This is a genomic window from Streptococcus sp. 21.1 (assembly GCF_016648635.1).
Classification (GTDB): domain Bacteria; phylum Bacillota; class Bacilli; order Lactobacillales; family Streptococcaceae; genus Streptococcus.
In genome coordinates this window covers 99,157-119,454 of sequence record NZ_JACLQL010000008.1, presented here as the reverse complement: position 1 = coordinate 119,454, position 20,298 = coordinate 99,157, and the positions used below count along the sequence as shown (strand labels likewise).

18 protein-coding genes are annotated in these 20,298 nt (G+C 37.7%); all 18 read left to right on the top strand.

Going from position 1 to position 20,298, the window contains the following annotated elements:
- The first annotated feature begins 141 nt into the window (after positions 1–141).
- The 18 genes from H7U01_RS07285 to H7U01_RS07200 all read left to right on the top strand — a co-directional run bounded on the left by H7U01_RS07285 (position 142) and on the right by H7U01_RS07200 (position 20,298).
- On the top strand, positions 142–3,255 hold the full coding sequence (locus H7U01_RS07285; protein WP_201041363.1) for a GbpC/Spa domain-containing protein: 3,114 nt from the start codon (positions 142–144) through the stop codon (positions 3,253–3,255).
- A 159-nt stretch (positions 3,256–3,414) separates the two neighbouring features.
- Positions 3,415–4,095, top strand: coding sequence for a ribose-5-phosphate isomerase RpiA (gene rpiA, locus H7U01_RS07280; protein WP_014634433.1), 681 nt, complete (start codon positions 3,415–3,417; stop codon positions 4,093–4,095).
- A gap of 121 nt (positions 4,096–4,216) precedes the next feature.
- Complete coding sequence (locus tag H7U01_RS07275) at positions 4,217–5,428, top strand: phosphopentomutase (RefSeq protein ID WP_070476840.1); 1,212 nt, start codon at positions 4,217–4,219, stop codon at positions 5,426–5,428.
- A 1-nt stretch (position 5,429) separates the two neighbouring features.
- Complete coding sequence (locus H7U01_RS07270) at positions 5,430–5,975, top strand: DUF1697 domain-containing protein (RefSeq protein ID WP_070656393.1); 546 nt, start codon at positions 5,430–5,432, stop codon at positions 5,973–5,975.
- 18 nt (positions 5,976–5,993) lie between these two features.
- The gene (locus H7U01_RS07265; RefSeq protein ID WP_080612051.1) at positions 5,994–6,803 is read left to right on the top strand and encodes a purine-nucleoside phosphorylase; all 810 of its coding nucleotides are present in this window, start codon (positions 5,994–5,996) and stop codon (positions 6,801–6,803) included.
- A 3-nt stretch (positions 6,804–6,806) separates the two neighbouring features.
- Entirely contained in the window at positions 6,807–8,054 is a 1,248-nt protein-coding gene (locus tag H7U01_RS07260) for a chloride channel protein (protein WP_183135742.1), read from the top strand.
- Entirely contained in the window at positions 8,051–8,764 is a 714-nt protein-coding gene (locus H7U01_RS07255) for a type 1 glutamine amidotransferase (RefSeq protein WP_073950450.1), read from the top strand. The genes H7U01_RS07260 and H7U01_RS07255 overlap by 4 nt, the downstream gene beginning before the upstream one ends.
- A gap of 397 nt (positions 8,765–9,161) precedes the next feature.
- Positions 9,162–9,872 (top strand): purine-nucleoside phosphorylase, encoded by a 711-nt coding sequence (gene deoD / locus H7U01_RS07250; protein WP_073950431.1) that lies wholly within the window; start codon positions 9,162–9,164, stop codon positions 9,870–9,872.
- A 341-nt stretch (positions 9,873–10,213) separates the two neighbouring features.
- Positions 10,214–11,674, top strand: coding sequence for an LCP family protein (locus H7U01_RS07245; protein WP_201041362.1), 1,461 nt, complete (start codon positions 10,214–10,216; stop codon positions 11,672–11,674).
- Positions 11,675–12,406 carry a capsular polysaccharide biosynthesis protein Cps4B gene (gene cps4B, locus H7U01_RS07240; protein ID WP_048790944.1) on the top strand — a complete coding sequence of 244 codons (732 nt, stop codon included), beginning with the start codon at positions 11,675–11,677 and terminating at the stop codon, positions 12,404–12,406.
- An 8-nt stretch (positions 12,407–12,414) separates the two neighbouring features.
- Complete coding sequence (locus H7U01_RS07235) at positions 12,415–13,107, top strand: capsular polysaccharide biosynthesis protein (protein ID WP_048790943.1); 693 nt, start codon at positions 12,415–12,417, stop codon at positions 13,105–13,107.
- A 9-nt stretch (positions 13,108–13,116) separates the two neighbouring features.
- Positions 13,117–13,857: a tyrosine-protein kinase gene (locus H7U01_RS07230; RefSeq protein WP_002890888.1), complete on the top strand. Its 741-nt coding sequence runs from the start codon at positions 13,117–13,119 to the stop codon at positions 13,855–13,857.
- Between the two features lie 56 nt (positions 13,858–13,913).
- On the top strand, positions 13,914–15,281 hold the full coding sequence (locus H7U01_RS07225) for a sugar transferase (protein WP_070577187.1): 1,368 nt from the start codon (positions 13,914–13,916) through the stop codon (positions 15,279–15,281).
- A 32-nt stretch (positions 15,282–15,313) separates the two neighbouring features.
- A complete protein-coding gene (cps2T, locus tag H7U01_RS07220; protein WP_070577188.1) occupies positions 15,314–16,486 on the top strand; it encodes a beta 1-4 rhamnosyltransferase Cps2T in 1,173 nt (390 codons plus the stop codon).
- A 2-nt stretch (positions 16,487–16,488) separates the two neighbouring features.
- The gene (locus tag H7U01_RS07215) at positions 16,489–17,637 is read left to right on the top strand and encodes a glycosyltransferase family 4 protein (protein ID WP_073950425.1); all 1,149 of its coding nucleotides are present in this window, start codon (positions 16,489–16,491) and stop codon (positions 17,635–17,637) included.
- 11 nt (positions 17,638–17,648) lie between these two features.
- Positions 17,649–18,287 carry a DUF1919 domain-containing protein gene (locus tag H7U01_RS07210; RefSeq protein ID WP_201041361.1) on the top strand — a complete coding sequence of 213 codons (639 nt, stop codon included), beginning with the start codon at positions 17,649–17,651 and terminating at the stop codon, positions 18,285–18,287.
- A gap of 24 nt (positions 18,288–18,311) precedes the next feature.
- Complete coding sequence (locus tag H7U01_RS07205) at positions 18,312–19,286, top strand: glycosyltransferase (RefSeq protein ID WP_201041360.1); 975 nt, start codon at positions 18,312–18,314, stop codon at positions 19,284–19,286.
- 19 nt (positions 19,287–19,305) lie between these two features.
- Positions 19,306–20,298: a glycosyltransferase family 2 protein gene (locus H7U01_RS07200; protein ID WP_201041359.1), complete on the top strand. Its 993-nt coding sequence runs from the start codon at positions 19,306–19,308 to the stop codon at positions 20,296–20,298.

The following is a 20,298-nucleotide window of genomic DNA, read 5'->3' as shown; positions in this document are numbered from 1 at the left end:
AGGCATCGTCAGATGTGTATATGAGACATGAATCTAATAGAATTTAAAGGAATGGATGTTTTTATGAGATATCTCAAATTGACAAGGTTCTTTCTTTTGTTAGAATATGAACATAACTAAATATAGAAGGACGTAATTTAAATGGGGAAAAAGGAATTACAACGTTATTCACTCAGAAAGTCTAGCCTTGGTGCGGCTTCTGTTCTTTTGGGGACTGCAGTTCTTGCAGTAGGAGCTTCAAATGCAAGCGCTGATGAAGTAGCAACAGCTACAGATTCAGCAACACCAGCACTTGAAGCAACAGATGCTGTTGAAGAAAGCGCTTCTGCCGTAGCAGATTCAACTGAAAAGAAAGTTGTTAACGTTACTGAAGAAGGCAACACAACTGTTACAACGAGTGAAGTAACAAATACAAGCTTAGAAGCTGCAAAAACAGCTGCAACTAACGAAGGGGTTGAGGTTAAGGAAGAACCTGCTCAAACCAAAGAAACTGTTGAAGCAGCTGCTGCAGATAATAAAGCACAAGCAGAGAAAATCAATACAGTCGTTTCAGATTATAAAGCGGCTAAAGAACAATACAAGTCAGATAAAGCTGACTATGATAAAGCAAAAGCAAACTACGATGCCAAATTAGCTGAGAAAGCACTTGCTGATAAAACAAATGCTGAAGCTCAGGCTAAATATGATACTGAAAAAACAGCTTATGATAAAGCTTCAGAGCAATACCAAATTGCTAAGCAAGCTTATGACTCAGCTCTTTCAGAGTACAAGACTAAGAAAGTTACTTATGATGCTAAGGTAGCAGAAAAAGAAGCAGCTGATAAAGAAAATGCCTTGTCTGCAGCTAAATACCAAGCAGAATTGGCAACTTATAACCAAGCAAAAGCTGATTATGAAGCAGCTCTTGCACAGTACAATAGAGATAAAGCCAAATACAATGCTGAAAAAGCTAATTATGATAATAAAGTAGCTGAAAAAGTTGTTACTGAAAAACGTAACGCTGAAGCTGAAGCTAAATATCAAACTGAGCTAGCAGCTTATAATGAAGCAAAAGCTAAATATGATGTAGAAAAAGCAGCATATGATAAGAATCTTGAACTTTATAACGCTAAGAAAACAGCTTATGAAGCAGATCTTGAAACAAAACAAGCTATTGAAAAATACAATGCAGATGCTAAAGCTAAATACGAAGCAGCCTTGGTTGTCTACAATGAGCAAAAAGCTAAATATGACCAAGAGTACCTTGAGTATCAAAACAAATTAGCTGTCTACCAAACAGCACTTAAACAATACCAAGAAGCTAAAACAGCTTACGATAAATACATGAATGATCCTGTATATCGTAACCTTAAAGATGCTGAAGTTGTTCAAGAATTGACCTTCCAACGTGAAAACGATGCAACACACAAAGTTGAAGGTGTAAGCAACTACTTGACAAAAGAAGCACAAGAGCGTCTTAACACAAGTAATGTTTTCCAATATGACTCTAACAAGTTACAAGCATCTGACATTGTTTCAAATAGCCCTTGGACAAATACTGAAGACGAGTGGGTTCAAGTTAAAGAAGGTGACAAATTTGTTGTTACATATGATGGTTTGAACCAATCAAGCATGATTGTTGAGAATGAAGCATCAGCAATCAAACGTGTTGTTTACCGCTATGAGATTGTTAGCCTTCCATCAAATGACGGAAAAGGTATCGCGAAAATCAGTAAGGATCCAACAGTAACTATGACAGTTGGTGCATCAACTGATCAAGATAAACCAGTTAAAGTAGCAGTAGATGTTGAGTTTTACGATAAAGATGGTAAAATGTTCAACCTTAGTGAGCGTAATGCTATCGTAGCACTTAACTCACTAAACCACTGGAATGGTGCAGCTTATGTTGAAACATCTGAGCGTCCACGTCCACTTACAGTAGAAGCGAAAGACGTTAATGGTAATACTGTCCGCGGTACATATAATCCTTACGCAGATGGCTCTACTTTGGCAATCCAAAACGGTGAAGTTGTTACTAAATCTGGATACGCTGATTTCGGTGGCGCTACTGTTAACATTTCTGATGAGAACCCACTTAAGGTAGTTGTTCCTATCACTGACTGGAATGGTTCAGAATGGGTTGTCTCACGTGAAATTCCATCTGATGTAACAACTCTTAATGCTTCTGGTAGTGGTAATGGACACGCTCTTGGTAACCAAGATTATACATTTGGTGATAAAGATGATGTTATTGGTTCGTACAGCGTTTCTGCTGAAACTGGTTTGATTACATTCACACCTAAGAAAAAATACCAATCAACACGTCACCAAGAATATGTAAATATTGGTGATAACCAATTCATCGCTATTCCAAAATCATCAGTTACTTATGATGCTGCTACTAAAGAAGTAACGTCAGTCAATGATAACCAATACATTGACCATGGTGCAGTCTTTAATGGTGAGACAACGTCTGAATTGACAGGTTGGGATAACGCTGATTCACCTTACCTCTATTATGGAGGTGCAGGTATCAAGATGACAAATGGTCACTTGGTATTTACTGCTGAAGGTGCAAATGCTGATGGTGCACCAACAGTATATTGGTTCGCAATCAACTCTAATCTTGGTTTGCCTAAGAATCCAGGTGAAAAACCTGAAGAACCTAAGGCACCAACACCACCAACAGCACCGGTTAAACCAGTTATTAAAACAGTTGGTATTAAACCACAAGAACCAACACCACCAACACCACCAAAAGAGCCAGTGGCACCAACGCCACCAACTCCAGAGGTAGTTGAAGTACCTGGTAAACCACAAGAACCAACACCACCAACAGGTCCAACGGCACCAACGCCACCAACACCAAAAGTGGTTGAAGTTCCAGAAAAACCGGTTGAACCAACACCACCAACAGGTCCAACGGCACCAACACCACCAACACCAAAAGTAGTTGAAGTTCCTGCTAAACCAGTAGAACCTAAAACTCCTGAAAAACCAAGTGTTGTATGGCACAAGAACTATGTCGTTGAGAGAGAGTCTCACGTGGTACCACCAACTCCACCGACTACTCCACAAACACCACCAACACCTGTTACTCCTCCAACTCCAGTGACACCACCAACTACACCAACTCCAGATACTGAAGTTCCTGTAGTGCCTCAAGCTGAGTTGCCACAAACTGGTGAGCACACTAGCAATGCTGGATTTATTGGACTTCTTTCAATGATTTTTGCGGCCTTTGTAGGATTCTTCAAACGTCGTAAAGAAGATTAAGTGGTGCTATTAAATTAGTTCCCCATCAAAACTAGATTCTATTTAGGATCTAGTTTTTATTTTTGCTCGGTTTTCCTCCCCCATATCATTTCTATTTACTGGTGAAACATGTTATAATTGTTTTGAATGACTATTATAGAAAGATGCAAGGAGACGAGCATGGAAGAACTTAAGAAAATCGCTGGTGTAACCGCTGCTAAATATGTTGAAGATGGAATGGTTGTTGGACTCGGTACAGGGTCAACAGCTTACTTCTTCGTAGAGGAAATTGGCCGTCGCATTAAGGAAGAAGGTCTTAGTGTTGTTGGTGTAACGACATCAAGTCAAACCACTAAACAAGCTGAAGGCTTAGGCATTCCTTTGAAGGCAGTGGATGACATTGACAGTATTGATGTTACTGTTGATGGCGCCGACGAAGTAGACCCTCAACTCAATGGGATTAAAGGTGGCGGTGGTGCCCTTCTGATGGAAAAAATCGTCGCTACACCTACGAAAGAATATATCTGGGTAGTTGATGAGTCAAAAATGGTTAATCAATTAGGTGCTTTCAAATTACCAGTTGAAGTGGTTCAATATGGTGCTGATCGTCTCTATCGTGTCTTTGAGTCGAAGGGCTATAAGCCATCATTCCGACTTACGGAGGAAGGTAATCGCTTTGTTACAGATATGAAGAACTATATCATCGATCTTGATTTAGGTAAGATTGAAAATCCAGTAGCTCTTGGTGAAGAACTAAAAGCTATGACAGGTGTTGTCGATCATGGATTGTTCAATGGTATGGTTAACAAAGTCATCGTTGCAGGAAAAGACGGTGTTAAGGTCGTTGAAGTCAAGGCCTAGTCCAATTTTGATTTCCCCTTACTTTTAATGAGGAAAACTAATTAATTTTTGTCAAACTATTAAATAATATAGAAAGGCAAGAGGTAATTTCGAAAAGATCTTATCTCTTTGTGGTGTTGTTATGTCCAAATTTAACCGAATGCATTTAGTCGTTCTTGATTCAGTAGGAATTGGTGCTGCTCCAGATGCCAATGACTTTGTCAATGCAGGTGTGCCAGATGGTGCTTCAGATACCCTTGGTCATATCTCTAAATCAGTAGGATTGAATGTGCCAAATATGGCTAAGCTTGGTCTAGGAAATATTCCTCGTGAAACACCTTTGAAAACAGTACCAGCAGAAAGTAACCCAACTGGTTATGCAACAAAATTGCAGGAAGTTTCTCTTGGTAAGGATACGATGACTGGTCACTGGGAAATCATGGGTCTCAATATTACTGAACCTTTTGATACCTTCTGGAACGGATTCCCAGAAGAAATTCTCACTAAAATTGAGGAATTCTCAGGTCGTAAAGTCATTCGTGAAGCTAATAAACCATACTCAGGTACAGCTGTTATTGAAGACTTTGGACCTCGTCAAATGGAAACTGGTGAATTGATTATTTACACTTCAGCTGACCCAGTTCTTCAAATTGCTGCACACGAAGACGTTATTCCTTTGGATGAGTTGTATCGTATTTGTGAATATGCGCGTTCAATTACTCTTGAGCGTCCAGCTCTTCTAGGGCGTATCATTGCTCGTCCTTACGTTGGTGAACCTGGAAACTTCACTCGTACGTCTAACCGTCGTGATTTGGCTGTCTCACCATTTGCACCAACTGTTTTGGATAAATTGAATGAAGCTGGTATCGATACTTATGCCGTTGGTAAAATCAATGATATTTTCAATGGAGCTGGTATCAACCACGATATGGGGCACAACAAATCAAATAGCCATGGTATTGATAATTTGATTAAAGCTATGACTTCTGAAGACTTCAAACATGGCTTCTCATTCACAAATTTGGTAGACTTTGATGCCCTTTATGGACACCGTCGAGACCCACATGGATATCGTGATTGCTTGCACGAATTTGACCAACGTTTGCCTGAAATCATTGCTGCTATGCGTGAAGATGATCTCTTGATGATTACAGCAGACCACGGAAATGATCCAACTTATGCAGGTACAGACCATACTCGTGAATATATTCCTTTCTTGGCTTATAGCCCATCATTCAAAGGAAATGGACTTATTCCAGTAGGTCATTTCTCTGACATCTCAGCAACTGTCGCTGAAAACTTTGGTGTAGATAAAGCCATGATTGGTGAAAGCTTCTTGGATAAACTTATCTAAAATGAAGCGCTATGCATTTTTGGTTCGTGGAATAAACGTTGGTGGTCGTCACAAGGTAGTCATGGAGGAATTTTGTCGTGAGTTGGAAGAACTCGGTATGTCACATGTTTCTTCCTATATAAATAGTGGAAATCTTTTCTTTGATTCTACCTTGATGAAAGAGGAACTCCTCTTAGTTTTAGAGGAATTTCTAAATAAGGCTTATCCATTTATTAAGGTATTTTCTCTTTTTACTCTTGAAGATTATCAAAATGAAGTGGCCTCATTACCTAAGTGGTGGGAAGATGATTTCTATAGAAAAGACGTCCTCTTATTCACTGAAAGACTTGATAAGAACGAAATGAAGAAGATTATTAACTCTTTAGAGTTGAAAGATGAAATACTTCATTTTGGTCAACTTGGTGTCTACTGGGTAAAGTATGATAAATCAACTTATAGCCAAACAGCTTATCATAAGAAGTTATTGAAAACACCTTTTTATCCTGATATAACCATTCGAAATGCAAGAACTTTTTCAAAAATTGGTCACTTTTTAAGAATGAAATAAAATTAAGGGAGAAATAACATGTCGCTACTTGAAAAAATTAGAGTCACTCAAGCATTTTTGGAAAGCAAAGGAATTGAAAATCCTGAGTTTGGTTTAATCTTGGGTTCTGGACTTGGTGAGTTGGCTGAAGAAGTTGAAGACGCAGTTGTCATTGACTATGCGGATATTCCAAACTGGGGACAATCAACGGTTGTCGGTCATGCTGGAAAACTTGTTTACGGAACTTTGTCTGGACGTAAGGTTTTGGCTCTTCAAGGGCGTTTCCATTTTTATGAAGGAAATCCGCTTGAAGTCGTTACTTTCCCTGTACGTGTTATGAAAGCTCTTGGATGTGAAGGAGTTGTTGTAACCAATGCAGCAGGTGGTATCGGCTTTGGCCCAGGTACTTTGATGGCCATCACTGACCACATTAACATGACTGGTCAAAACCCATTGATCGGTGAAAACTTGGATGATTTTGGTCCACGTTTCCCTGATATGTCTAAAGCTTACACACCTGAATACCGTGAAACCGCTCATAAAATGGCTGATAAACTTGGTATCAAATTGGATGATGGTGTTTATATCGGTGTGACTGGTCCAAGTTATGAAACTCCAGCTGAAATCCGTGCTTATAAGACACTTGGTGCAGATGCTGTTGGGATGTCAACAGTTCCTGAGGTTATTATCGCAGCTCACTCTGGTTTGAAAGTTCTTGGTATTTCATGTATTACCAACTTTGCGGCTGGTTTCCAAGAAGAATTGAACCACGAAGAAGTGGTGGAAGTGACAGAGCGTGTTAAAGGGGACTTCAAAGGATTGCTAAAAGCGATTCTTGCTGAACTCTAAAATATGATAGCTCGGGGAATAAAACCTATAACGTCATTACCCAAGTCGACTAGGTTAAGTTTAGCTGTTTTTGGAACCGGTATTGCTTCAGGTTTGGTAGGCATTCTTTGTCATTACCTTTTGGAGTTTATACAAATTCTTGTATTTGGTAATGATAAATCGAATTTATTGTCACAGTTTAACTCTGTAAGTCCCTTTCGACGATTTGCAGTATTGCTTGTAGTAGGTGTTTTGGCTAGTTTATTTTGGTATTTCCTTCAGAGACGAGTGTCCCTCCTTTCTATTAGTAAGGCTAAGCAACTCGTTGGTAAGAAGAGTCCAAATTTTCTTGGCCAAAGTCTTCATGCTTTGGTTCAGGTAGCAATCGTTGGAGCAGGTGCTTCGGTAGGCAAGGAAGCAGCTCCACGAGAATTAGGTGCCTTATGTGCTGGCAGTTTATCAAAAAAACTGGGTTTAGAAATTCCTGAAAGACAACTCATGATTGCATGTGGTGCAGGAGCAGGTTTAGCTGCGGTTTACCAAGTTCCCTTTGCCAGTACACTGTTTGTTTTGGAAACTTTGGGAGTTGCTTGGAAACTGAAAAACATTGGTATCATTCTTGTGACAACTTATTTGTCAGCTTATTGTGCTCGTCCAATTGTTGGTGGGAAAGCTATATATTTAGTAGATAAAGTAAGCTTACATCCTACTAGTTTGATACAGATTCTTGTTTTGACGCTGTTTGTAACTCCGCTTGCTCTTATATTTAAAGTTTTAGCTAAAAAGGCGAGTAAAAGTCGTATAACAGATAAACATATTCTCTGGACCATGCCCGTCTCTTTTATAATATTAGGTGGTATTGTAGCTTTCTATCCTATAATCATGGGAAATGGTCAGGTTCTAGCACAATGGATGTTTTCTGGAGGAACTTCGGAATACCTTCCGATTTTGCTAGTAATTAAAGGGCTTATTGTGTGCTTGTTGCTATGGTCAGGTACTTATGGAGGGACACTGACGCCTTCGTTTACTTTAGGTGTCGGATCGGGTTTCTTATTAACAAGGTGTCTTGAGACTTTTGGTTTATCCCTAAATCCTAATCTAGGAATGTTACTTGGTGCAACCATATTTTTAGTAACAACTTTGGATGCTCCTCTGACGGGAATAGCCTTAGTTCTAGGTTTTACCGGTCAAGGAGGGCTGGTAGCAGTTCCTCTAATCTTAGCGGGTCTACTATCAAGGATAATTAATAATAGATGGAAGAAAAAACAATGAATATTCATTTTATCTTACACGAAACGTTTGAAGTTCCAGGAGCCTATTTAAAATGGGCTCAAGACCGTGGGCATAATATCACATCAACCAAGGTATATGAGGAAGAGGTCCTTCCTGAAACCGTTGAAGGTATTGATTTTCTAATTGTGATGGGTGGTCCTCAGTCACCTGATGAGGATCGTCAGACCTTTCCTTATTATGACCCAAACGCTGAGATTGCATTTATGCAAAAAGCAATTGCTGCTGATATCTATATTGTTGGTGTATGTTTGGGAGCTCAGCTTCTGTCTGTAGCCTATGGTGGTAAGTATGAGCATAGTCCAGAACGCGAAATTGGTGTGTTTCCAATAACACTTACGGATGATGGATTAGCTGATGAGCATGTCAAAGGTTTTGGCACAACTCTCAATACTGGCCACTGGCATGGTGATATGCCTGGATTGACTGATAATGCAGTTGTTCTTGCTACTAGTCAAGGTTGTCCACGTCAAATTATTCGCTTTAGTCCTAAACACTATGCCTTCCAAGCACACCTAGAGTTTGATTCCCAAGCCATTGATTTGCTCATAGCTGCGGATGGCGAGGAACACTTGCGTAAGCAAAATAAGGAGTTACCTTTTGTTCAAACACCTGAACAATTGCGTACCAAAGATTATTCAGAAATGAATAAGAAGTTATATGATTTTCTTGATTCATTGACTCAAGCTTAATCCACTTTTAAAAAAGTAATTATTTATCGACTATATAATAGTAGAAAAATTATTTAAAAATAAAAAATAAGAATGGTAGATAGTGTGTTCAGGTTGCTCTTTTACCATCTAAAATAGAAAGGACGGGTTAACTGTATTCACTAAATTGAATACGGGTGGAGAACGAAGTAAAAAGATAAACTGTCTAGCATTTATAATGCGTCGTCAGTTTCCAATTATTACTTTGTTCTCTGTCGCCTATCCTGTATATAAAAAATGAAAGGAAGGGTAGTTCGGGTTTGAAACTGAACCCGGGCTAGAGGCTGTGTAAAAAAGATAAATCCTCCTAGATGCGAAGCATCTTTGTCGGATTTCCTATTTTTACTTTGCCTCTTTAACGCCCTTGGTATCTTATATTATGTCTATCCATATTTCTGCTAAGCAAGGTGAAATTGCTGATAAAATTCTCCTACCTGGAGATCCTTTACGTGCGAAATTCATTGCCGAGAATTTCCTCGAAGACGCTGTATGTTTCAATGAAGTTCGTAATATGTTTGGTTACACAGGAACATACAAAGGTGAACGTGTCTCAGTAATGGGAACTGGAATGGGGATGCCATCTATCTCTATCTATGCTCGTGAGCTTATTGTTGACTACGGGGTTAAAAAATTGATCCGTGTGGGAACTGCTGGTTCATTGAATGAGGATGTTCACGTTCGTGAGTTAGTTCTAGCGCAAGCGGCAGCGACAAACTCTAACATTATTCGTAACGATTGGCCACAATACGATTTCCCACAAATTGCAAGTTTCAATCTCTTAGATAAGGCTTACCACATTGCTAAAGAGCTTGGTATGACTACACATGTTGGTAATGTCTTGTCTTCTGACGTCTTCTATTCGAACTATGGTGAAAAGAACATCGAGCTTGGTAAATGGGGTGTGAAAGCTGTAGAAATGGAAGCAGCAGCACTTTACTACCTTGCGGCTCAACACCAAGTAGATGCTCTTGCCATCATGACTATTTCTGATAGTTTGGTTAATCCAGATGAGGACACAACAGCTGAGGAACGTCAAAATACTTTCACTGACATGATGAAAGTTGGTCTTGAAACACTAATTGCAGACTAGTTTGTAAAAGGACGCCATTTGGTCGTCCTTTTGTGTTGTAGCTAATATCTGTTCGAAGTGACAATAGGTTAAAATTTTTCAAACTACTATAAAAAAATAAAAATATTCGGAAGAAAGATGCTTTTAAGGAATAAGTAAATATCCGACAATTTAAAAAACAACCGCTAAAAATGTGAAAAAACAACTTACGAAACAATGAAAAATGATAGAAATTAAATGCTTGATATCATAATGAAAAACGGTTTCTTCTTTTTTAAAAAGAATGACAATTGAAATGAAGTTATAGTAATGTTATAATGATAATGGGAAATGTCTAATTTTAATTTATAGGAGCAATTTATATGAGTTCGCGTACGAATCGTAAGCAAAAACGTACGAGTAATAGATCGTGGGGGATGGTCAACGTTGGGTTGACCATTCTGTATGCTATTTTAGCATTGGTCTTATTATTCACCATGTTCAATTATAATTTCCTATCCTTTAGGTTTTTGAACATCATTATCACCATTGGTTTGTTGGTAGTTCTTGCTATTAGCATCTTCCTTCAGAAGTCTAAGAAATCACCACTAGTGACAACGGTTGTACTGGTTATCTTCTCACTAGTTTCTCTGGTTGGTATTTTTGGTTTTAAACAAATGATTGACATCACTAACCGTATGAATCAGACGGCAGCATTTTCTGAAGTAGAAATGAGCATCGTGGTTCCTAAGGAAAGTGACATCAAAGATGTGAGCCAGCTTACTAGCGTACAGGCACCTACTAAGGTTGATAAGAACAATATCGAGACCTTGATGTCAGCTCTCAAAAAAGATAAAAAAGTTGATGTTAAAGTTGATGATGTTGCCTCATATCAAGAAGCTTATGAGAATCTTAAGTCTGGCAAATCTAAAGCTATGGTCTTGAGTGGCTCTTATGCTAGCCTATTAGAGTCTGTCGATAGTAATTATGCTTCAAATCTAAAAACAATTTATACTTATAAAATAAAAAAGAAGAATAGCAACTCTGCAAAACAAGTAGATTCAAAAGTCTTCAATATTTATATTAGTGGTATTGATACCTACGGTTCGATTTCAACAGTGTCACGTTCAGATGTCAATATCATTATGACAGTAAACATGAATACACATAAGATTCTCTTGACGACTACTCCACGTGATGCATACGTTAAGATTCCTGGTGGTGGGGCAGACCAGTATGATAAATTAACCCACGCAGGTATTTATGGCGTTGAAACATCTGAACAAACTCTGGAAAATCTTTATGGTATTAAGATTGATTACTATGCACGAATTAACTTCACATCTTTCCTTAAGTTGATTGACCAACTTGGTGGTGTGACAGTCCATAATGATCAAGCTTTCACAAGTCTTCATGGGAAGTTTGATTTCCCAGTTGGTGATATACAAATGAATTCAGAGCAAGCACTTGGATTTGTTCGTGAACGCTATAGTTTAGATGGCGGAGATAATGACCGTGGTAAAAACCAGGAGAAAGTTATTTCTGCGATTGTAAACAAGTTGGCTTCTCTAAAATCTGTATCAAACTTTACTTCAATCGTTAATAATCTCCAAGACTCTGTTCAGACAAATATGTCTTTGGATACCATTAATGCTTTGGCTAATACACAACTTGATTCAGGCTCTAAATTTACAGTAACGTCTCAAGCAGTAACTGGTACTGGTTCTACTGGTCAATTGACCTCTTATGCTATGCCAAATTCTAGTCTTTATATGATGAAACTAGATGATTCGAGTGTGGCAAGTGCCTCTCAAGCTATCAAAAATCTGATGGAGGAAAAATAAGTGATTGACGTTCACTCACATATTGTTTTTGATGTTGATGATGGTCCTAAAACTTTAGAAGAAAGTTTAGACCTTATTGGTGAAAGCTACGCCCAAGGGGTACGTAAGATTGTTTCAACATCTCACCGTCGTAAGGGGATGTTTGAGACTCCAGAGGATAAAATTTTTGCCAACTTTTCTAAGGTAAAAGCAGAAGCAGAAGCACTTTATCCAGACTTAACTATTTACTATGGTGGTGAACTTTATTACACCTCAGACATTGTGGAGAAACTTGAAAAGAATCTTATTCCGCGTATGCACAACACTCAATTTGCTTTGATTGAGTTTAGTGCTCGCACATCTTGGAAAGAAATTCATAGTGGGCTTAGTAATGTTTTGCGAGCGGGGGTAACGCCTATTGTTGCTCATATTGAGCGCTATGATGCACTCGAAGAAAATGCTGACCGTGTTCGAGAAATCATCAACATGGGGTGCTATACTCAAGTTAATAGCTCTCATGTTCTAAAACCAAAGCTCTTTGGAGATAAAGATAAAGTAAGAAAAAAACGTGTTCGTTATTTCTTGGAGAAAAATTTGGTTCATATGGTTGCTAGTGACATGCATAATCTTGGTCCAAGACCACCATTTATGAAAGATGCTTACGCTATTATCGAAAAGACTTACGGAACGAGACGTGCTCGTAACCTTTTTATCGAAAATCCACAAACACTACTTGAAAATCAATATATATAGGAGAAACTATGACTCAGGAAAACACGAAGCGTGTTGAAATCGATGTACTTGCACTATTGCAAAAACTTTGGACTAAAAAAGTATTTATTTTATTTACAGCCTTTTATGTCGCTGTCTTTGCCTTCTTGGGAACTTACTTCCTCATTCAGCCAACATATACATCGTCTACACGTATTTATGTGGTTAATCAAGCTAATGATGGCAAAAACCTTTCTGCTCAAGACTTGCAGGCCGGTACATTTTTGACAAAAGACTACAAAGAAATTATTACATCAAACGATGTTTTGTCAGAAGTTATCAAAGATGAAAAATTGAATATGACAGAAGCAGAACTTGCTAAAATGATTTCAGTTAATATTCCTACTGATACTCGTCTTATTTCAATTTCTGTTAATGCTAAAACTGGTCAAGATGCGCAAACACTTGCCAATAAGGTTCGTGAAGTTGCTTCAGAAAAAATCAAGAACGTGACAAAAGTTGAAGATGTCACAACACTTGAAGAAGCTAAATTGCCAGAGTCACCATCTTCACCAAATATCAAACGTAATGTGCTTCTTGGAGCAGTGCTTGGAGGATTCCTTGCAGTGGTTGGTGTATTGGTACGTGAAATCCTAGATGATCGTATTCGCCGTCCAGAAGATGTGGAAGATGCCCTTGGAATGACACTTCTTGGAATTGTCCCTGATACAGATAAAATTTAAGGAGAAGAAATGCCTCTATTAAAGTTAGTAAAATCTAAAGAAAACTTTGCCAAACAAACAGAAGAGTATTACAATGCCATTCGCACAAATATTCAATTTTCTGGTGCTCAGATGAAAGTGATTGCGGTTAGCTCTGTTGAAGCTGGTGAAGGAAAATCAACGACATCTGTTAACTTGGCGATTTCATTTGCTAGTGTCGGGCTCCGAACACTTCTCATTGATGCAGATACTCGTAACTCTGTTTTGTCAGGTACATTTAAATCAAATGAGCCTTATAAAGGCCTTTCAAATTTCCTTTCTGGAAATGCTGATTTAAATGAAACGATTTGTCAAACTGATATTTCAGGTTTGGATGTCATTGCATCTGGTCCTGTACCACCTAATCCAACAAGTCTTTTGCAAAATGACAATTTTAGACATTTGATGGAAGTTGCTCGTAGTCGTTATGATTATGTCATAATTGATACGCCACCAATTGGTTTGGTCATTGATGCTGTTATTATTGCCCATCAGGCTGACGCTAGTCTTTTGGTTACAGCAGCTGGGAAAATCAAACGTCGCTTCGTAACTAAGGCTGTTGAACAATTGGAACAAAGTGGTTCTCAGTTCTTAGGTGTCGTCCTTAATAAAGTTGACATGACAGTTGATAAATATGGATCATATGGTTCTTACGGATCATATGGTGAGTACGGGAAAAAATCAGACCAAAAAGAAGGTCATTCAAGAGCACATCGTCGTAGAAAAGGATAGCATTAATGGGGATGATGCGGCTCCTTATACCTTAACAGATTAAAAAGGGGTTTAGAGTGAAAGAAAAACAAGAAATTCGTCGCATTGAAATTGGTATTATACAGTTGGTTGTGGTTGTTTTCGCAGCCATGGTAGCTAGTAAAATACCATATACAGAGATTACCCAAGGAAGCATTGTCCTTTTAGGTGTCGTACATGTAGTGTCTTACTATATTAGTAGTTATTATGAAAATCTTAAGTATAGAGGCTACTTGGATGAACTCATTGCAACTGTCAAATATTGTTTCATATTTGCTCTAATTGCAACTTTCCTCTCATTTTTTGCAGATGGAAGTTTTTCAATCTCACGTCGCGGACTTCTTTACGTCACCCTAATTTCAGGTGTTCTCTTATACTTTACAAATACAGTTCTTAAGTATTTCCGCTCATCTATTTATACCCGTCGTAAAAGTAACAAGAATATTCTCTTGATTTCTGATCAGGCACGTCTTGAAAATGTTTTGTCTCGTATGAAAGACAATATGGATGGTAGGATTACAGCAGTTTGTGTCTTGGATAATCCTTATTTCACGGATCCATTTATCAAGAGTGTTAAACCTGAAAATTTGATTGAATATGCGACACACTCAGTAGTAGACCAAGTTTTGATTAATCTGCCAAGTGAGCAGTATAAGATTTGGGATTATGCATCACCTTTTGAGCTCATGGGAATTCCAGTTTCTATTAATTTGAATGCCCTTGAATTTATGAGTCAGGGTGAAAAACGTATCCAACAATTGGGTCCTTTCAAAGTTGTTACGTTTTCAACGCATTTTTATAGCTATGGAGATATCATGGCGAAACGTTTCCTCGATATCTGTGGAGCCCTAGTTGGTTTGGTGCTCTGTGGGATTGTTGGAATCTTCCTTTATCCTCTTATTCGTAAAGATGGAGGACCAGCTATTTTTGCTCAAGATCGTGTTGGAGAAAATGGACGTATCTTCAAGTTTTATAAATTCCGTTCTATGCGTGTTGATGCGGAAGAAATTAAGAAGAATTTGATGGCACAGAATCAAATGTCTGGTGGTATGTTTAAGATGGACAATGATCCACGTATTACCAAAATTGGACATTTCATTCGTAAAACGAGTCTTGATGAACTTCCACAATTTTGGAATGTTCTAAAAGGTGATATGAGCTTGGTAGGAACACGTCCACCAACATTGGATGAGTACGAATCTTATACACCTGAACAAAAACGTCGCCTCAGCTTTAAACCAGGTATTACTGGTCTTTGGCAAGTAAGCGGTCGAAGTGAAATTACTGATTTTGATGAAGTTGTAAAACTAGACGTTGCTTATATGGACGGATGGACAATCTGGCGCGATATCAAAATATTATTGAAAACAATTAAAGTAGTAGTAATGAAGGATGGAGCAAAGTGATGGCTTTCTCCATTTCTTTTAATGGTGATTAAATGACAAAAACAGTTTATATCGTTGGTTCTAAGGGAATTCCAGCAAAATATGGTGGATTTGAGACCTTTGTTGAGAAGTTGACAGAGTTCCAACAAGACAAAGATATCCAATATTATGTAGCTTGTATGCGTGAAAATTCTGCTAAATCAGGAATTACAGCAGATACTTTCGAACATAACGGTGCTAAATGCTACAATATTGACGTCCCAAATATCGGGCCCGCACGTGCCATCGCTTATGACATCGCAGCTCTTAATAAGGCCATTGAGATTGCTAAGGAAAATAATGATCAAGCACCAATCTTCTATGTTTTGGCCTGCCGAATTGGTCCATTTATCTCAGGTATTAAAAAGAAAATCAAGGCTATAGGTGGTACCCTTATGGTTAACCCGGATGGTCATGAATGGCTTCGTGCAAAGTGGAGTCTTCCTGTTCGTAAGTATTGGAAAATTTCAGAGCAACTCATGGTTAAACATGCAGATCTCTTGATTTGTGATAGTAAAAACATTGAATCTTATATTCAAAATGATTATGCGAAGTATCGTCCTCAAACAACCTATATTGCCTATGGAACAGATACAACTAAATCTCGATTGACTAAGGTTGATGATAAGGTACGCACATGGTACTTCGAAAAGGGAGTTATTGAAAACAATTATTATCTTGTTGTAGGACGTTTTGTGCCTGAAAATAACTATGAGGCTATGATTCGTGGTTTTATGGCATCTAGCTCCGATAAGGATTTTGTTCTCATTACCAATGTTGAAGAAAACAAATTTTACGACAAGTTGCGCCAGGAAACTGGTTTTGACAAGGATCCTCGTGTGAAGTTTGTCGGAACTGTTTATGACCAAGAATTGCTCAAGTACATTCGTGAGAATGCCTTTGCTTATTTCCATGGTCATGAGGTAGGTGGAACCAATCCATCACTTCTTGAGGCGCTTGAGTCAACTAAGCTCAATCTCTTGTTGGATGTTGGCTTTAACCGTGAAGTCGGTGAAGATGGTGCTCTCTATTGGAAAAAAGACCAATTGGCAAGTGTCATTAATCAAGCTGAACAATTGGATGAACAAGCTATCGCAGACCTCAATCAAAAATCAAGTAAACGTATCGAAGAAGCCTTTACTTGGGAAAAAATTGTTACAGACTACGAGAAAGTATTTAAAGGATAGAAATGCAGAAAATTTTATATCTTCACGCTGGTGCCGAAATGTATGGTGCTGATAAGGTTTTGTTGGAGCTTATTAAAGGATTGGATAAAGAAGCCTTTGAGGCTCATGTCATCTTGCCCAACGATGGCGTCTTAGTGGGTGCATTGGAAGAGGTTGGTGCTAAGGTAAAAGTTATCGATTATCCAATCTTGCGCCGGAAGTATTTTAATCCTAAGGGAATTCTTGAGTATTTTGGCTCTTATAATCGTTATTCAAAGCAAATTGCTAAATATGCTAAGGAAAATGGCATTACTCTTATTCACAATAATACGACTGCGGTACTTGAGGGAATTTATCTCAAACGTAAGTTGAAACTTCCTTTAATTTGGCATGTTCACGAGATTATCGTCAAACCAAAAGCAATCTCTGATTTCATCAACTTTTTGATGGGACGTTATGCTGATACGATTGTGACAGTTTCAAATGCTGTGGCCAACCACGTGAAGCAGTCTCGCTTTGTAAAAAATGACCAAGTTCAGGTCATCTATAATGGTGTTGACAATGCCGTCTATCATGAAATGGATGCCAGCGCAGTTCGAGACCAGTTTGGTATCGCACAGGATGCTTTGGTTATCGGAATGGTTGGTCGAGTGAATGCTTGGAAAGGTCAAGGCGATTTCTTGGAAGCAGTGACTCCAATCTTAAAGGCTAATCCAAAAGCAGTAGCCTTTCTGGCAGGGAGTGCTTTTGAAGGTGAAGAGTGGCGTGTTGATGAGTTGGAAAAGGCAATATCAGACTCACCAGTAGCTGGACAAATCAAGCGTATCGATTATTATAGTAAGACAACAGAGCTCTATAATATGTTTGATATCTTTGTCTTGCCAAGTACCAATCCAGATCCCCTACCAACCGTAGTTCTCGAATCAATGGCTTGTGGCAAACCTGTAGTTGGCTACCGTCATGGTGGTGTCTGTGAAATGGTTAAGGAAGGTGAAAACGGTCTTCTTGCCACACCAAATCAGCCTGCAGAATTGTCTAAGGCCATCCAAGAATTGGCTGATAACACTGAGAAGAGAGAGCAATTTGGCAAGGCCTCTGTCAAACGCCAAAAAGAACTCTTTTCATTACAAAGTTATATTCGTAATTTCTCAGAACTATATAAGAAGTACTAAGAAGTACTAATATGAACAGTGAAACACTAAAAAATAAATTAAAACCAATCGTTTATCCAATTATTAATTTTATTCCTAGACGAAGACTTAAGAATAAAAATTTTACGATCATTTGTGATAATTGTTGGGCTGGAAAAGTCTATCAGGAATTGGGCTTACCTTATCAAACTCCATTTGTAGGGATGTTTGTCTTTTCTCCTGATTACATCAAGATGCTAAAGAATTTAAAACACTATTTGAGTGGTAATATTCCTTTGACATTTGTTAAGGAATCGAAATACATCAAAGACTTTGATAATGCCTATCCTCTAGCACTTCTTGATGATATTGAACTTCATTTCCTGCATTATGCTGATGAAGAAGAAGCAACTCAAAAATGGAATCGTCGTTTAGAAAGAATACATTGGGATAATTTGTATTTCAAGTTCAATGATAATGATGCCTGTACTTACGAGCTGATGAAAGAGTTTGAAGAACTTCCATACAAGAGTAAGGTGATTTTCTCTTCGAAGAATTATAGTGAGCTACCTTCCTTGGTTCATTTTAAATCAGCAGAGAAGCAAGGGCATGTTGGGATTGATTTGAAAACTTACCACCGCTATTTTAATGCTGTTACCTGGTTGAATAAGGGTGGGGAAGATTTAACATAAAATAAAAATTTAGGTGAAGAATCCATGAAACCACTTTTAACTGTTGTCATTCCAGTTTATAATGTCGAAAAGTATTTAAAACGTTGCGTAGAAAGCGTACTTGTCCAAGGGTGGCATAATTATGATATTTTACTTGTAGATGACGGAAGTACTGATAGCTCTCCTCAAATCTGTGATGATTATGCTAAAGTTTATGACTTTATCTCAGTGATTCATAAAAAAAATGGAGGGCTTTCTGAAGCTCGCAATACTGGTATTTCACATGCTAAGGGTGATTATGTTTATTTCCCTGATTCTGATGACTGGCTTGAACCACAAACATTTAAAGAATTAGCAGAGGTGTTGGAATCCCAAGAGTTTGATATCGTTTCTTTTAACCGTGAGTTTGTGAAGGGTGAAGAAGATCCTATAGTTTCAGATCCATTAGTAACTCAAGTGTTTGAAGGTAAAGATGCTTTTGTCCAAGTGCTCAAGCATAGTTATATCACAGGTTTTGCCAACGACAAAGTTTATAAAAAGTCTCTATTTATTGATAATAATATTTCTTTTCCAAAAGGAAAATATTATGAAGACTTGGGAACGAATTACAAGCTTTTTCTTTCAGCTGAGAATGTCTTTGCTACCAATCAAAAGTATTATCACTATTTAATTGATAATCCTGATTCCATTACACAGTCTTGGAATGAGCAGAAGTTTAGTGATATGTTTGAATTTTATAAAGATATTTTCTATTCTGATTTTGTTCGTTCACAATTAAATCAAGAAGAATTACAAACTTCACAGCTATATTATGTGAATGGCTTGACTCATATGTTGGCAAGTTTATATAAATCTGAATTAGATAAAAAATATATAGACATTACTAATCAAGTGAAACAAGAGTTACTTAAGAATAGTGTTTCTCTTTCTCAAATGAAAAATCAACCAAATAAGTTAAAATATATACTGTTTAGACTTAAAGTATTAAAACTGGCTTTCAGTATTCAAAACATTTTCTGATATGATTTAGGAGTCTATTTTGAAATATTCTGTTATTATTCCAGTTTATAATGTTGAGAAATATATTGACCGTTGTTTAAAAAGTATTATTTCTCAGAACTATGATGACTTGGAAATTATAGTGGTAGACAATGGGTCTACGGATAGTAGTGGCAGTATTTGCGATACTTATGCTAACGAGTACTCAAATATCTCAGTCTATCATATTGAGAACCACGGTGTTGGTTCGGCACGTAATTTTGGCTTGTCCAAAGCCAGGGGAGAGTTTATCTACTTCGTTGATAGTGATGATTATCTTGTTGGTAATCTCTTTGCTGATTTTGCTGATAAGCTAGTGTTAGATATGGATTTGGCTGTTTTTAGTTATTACAATTCTTTTGAGGAAGATTTAACTGAGAAGCAGCGTACTGAAAAGTCACTTCCATTTAAAGGGAATTACGACAAGGATGGTTTTATCAAGATATTTAAAGAACTATTCCTATCGGATATGCTTTACACAGTTTGGAATAAGATATATCGCAGAGAATTTCTTCTTGAAAATAACCTCTCTTTTGAGCAGTATGAGTTAGGTGAAGATGTCCGCTTTAATCTTGATGTTTATCGTGAAGTCAACAAGATTTATCTTTCTCAAGATTCCTACTATGTTTATGTCATTGGTAGAAAAGGTTCTGCTATGTCGGGCTATAAACCCAAGCGTCTTCAGTATCAGCTTCAAGAATTGAAGATGGTTGATGATCTACTTTCTGACTGGAATTTGAATAGTTCAGGTTTTGATAAAACAATTAAGTCACGAATCTTAATGAGTAATATTTATAATATCTCCAAACAAAATACTCAAGTCAGTATAAAGTTAAAATATGTAAAGGATATTTGTGAAAATAAAGTCATCAAATCATTTATTTATACAGAAGAAAACGATTTGAAACCTTTCATAAAATATTTACTAAAACATAAAATGTACCGTACTGTTCTGTTTCTTAAAAAGGTTCAGGCGTTAATTAAAAGGAGTTAA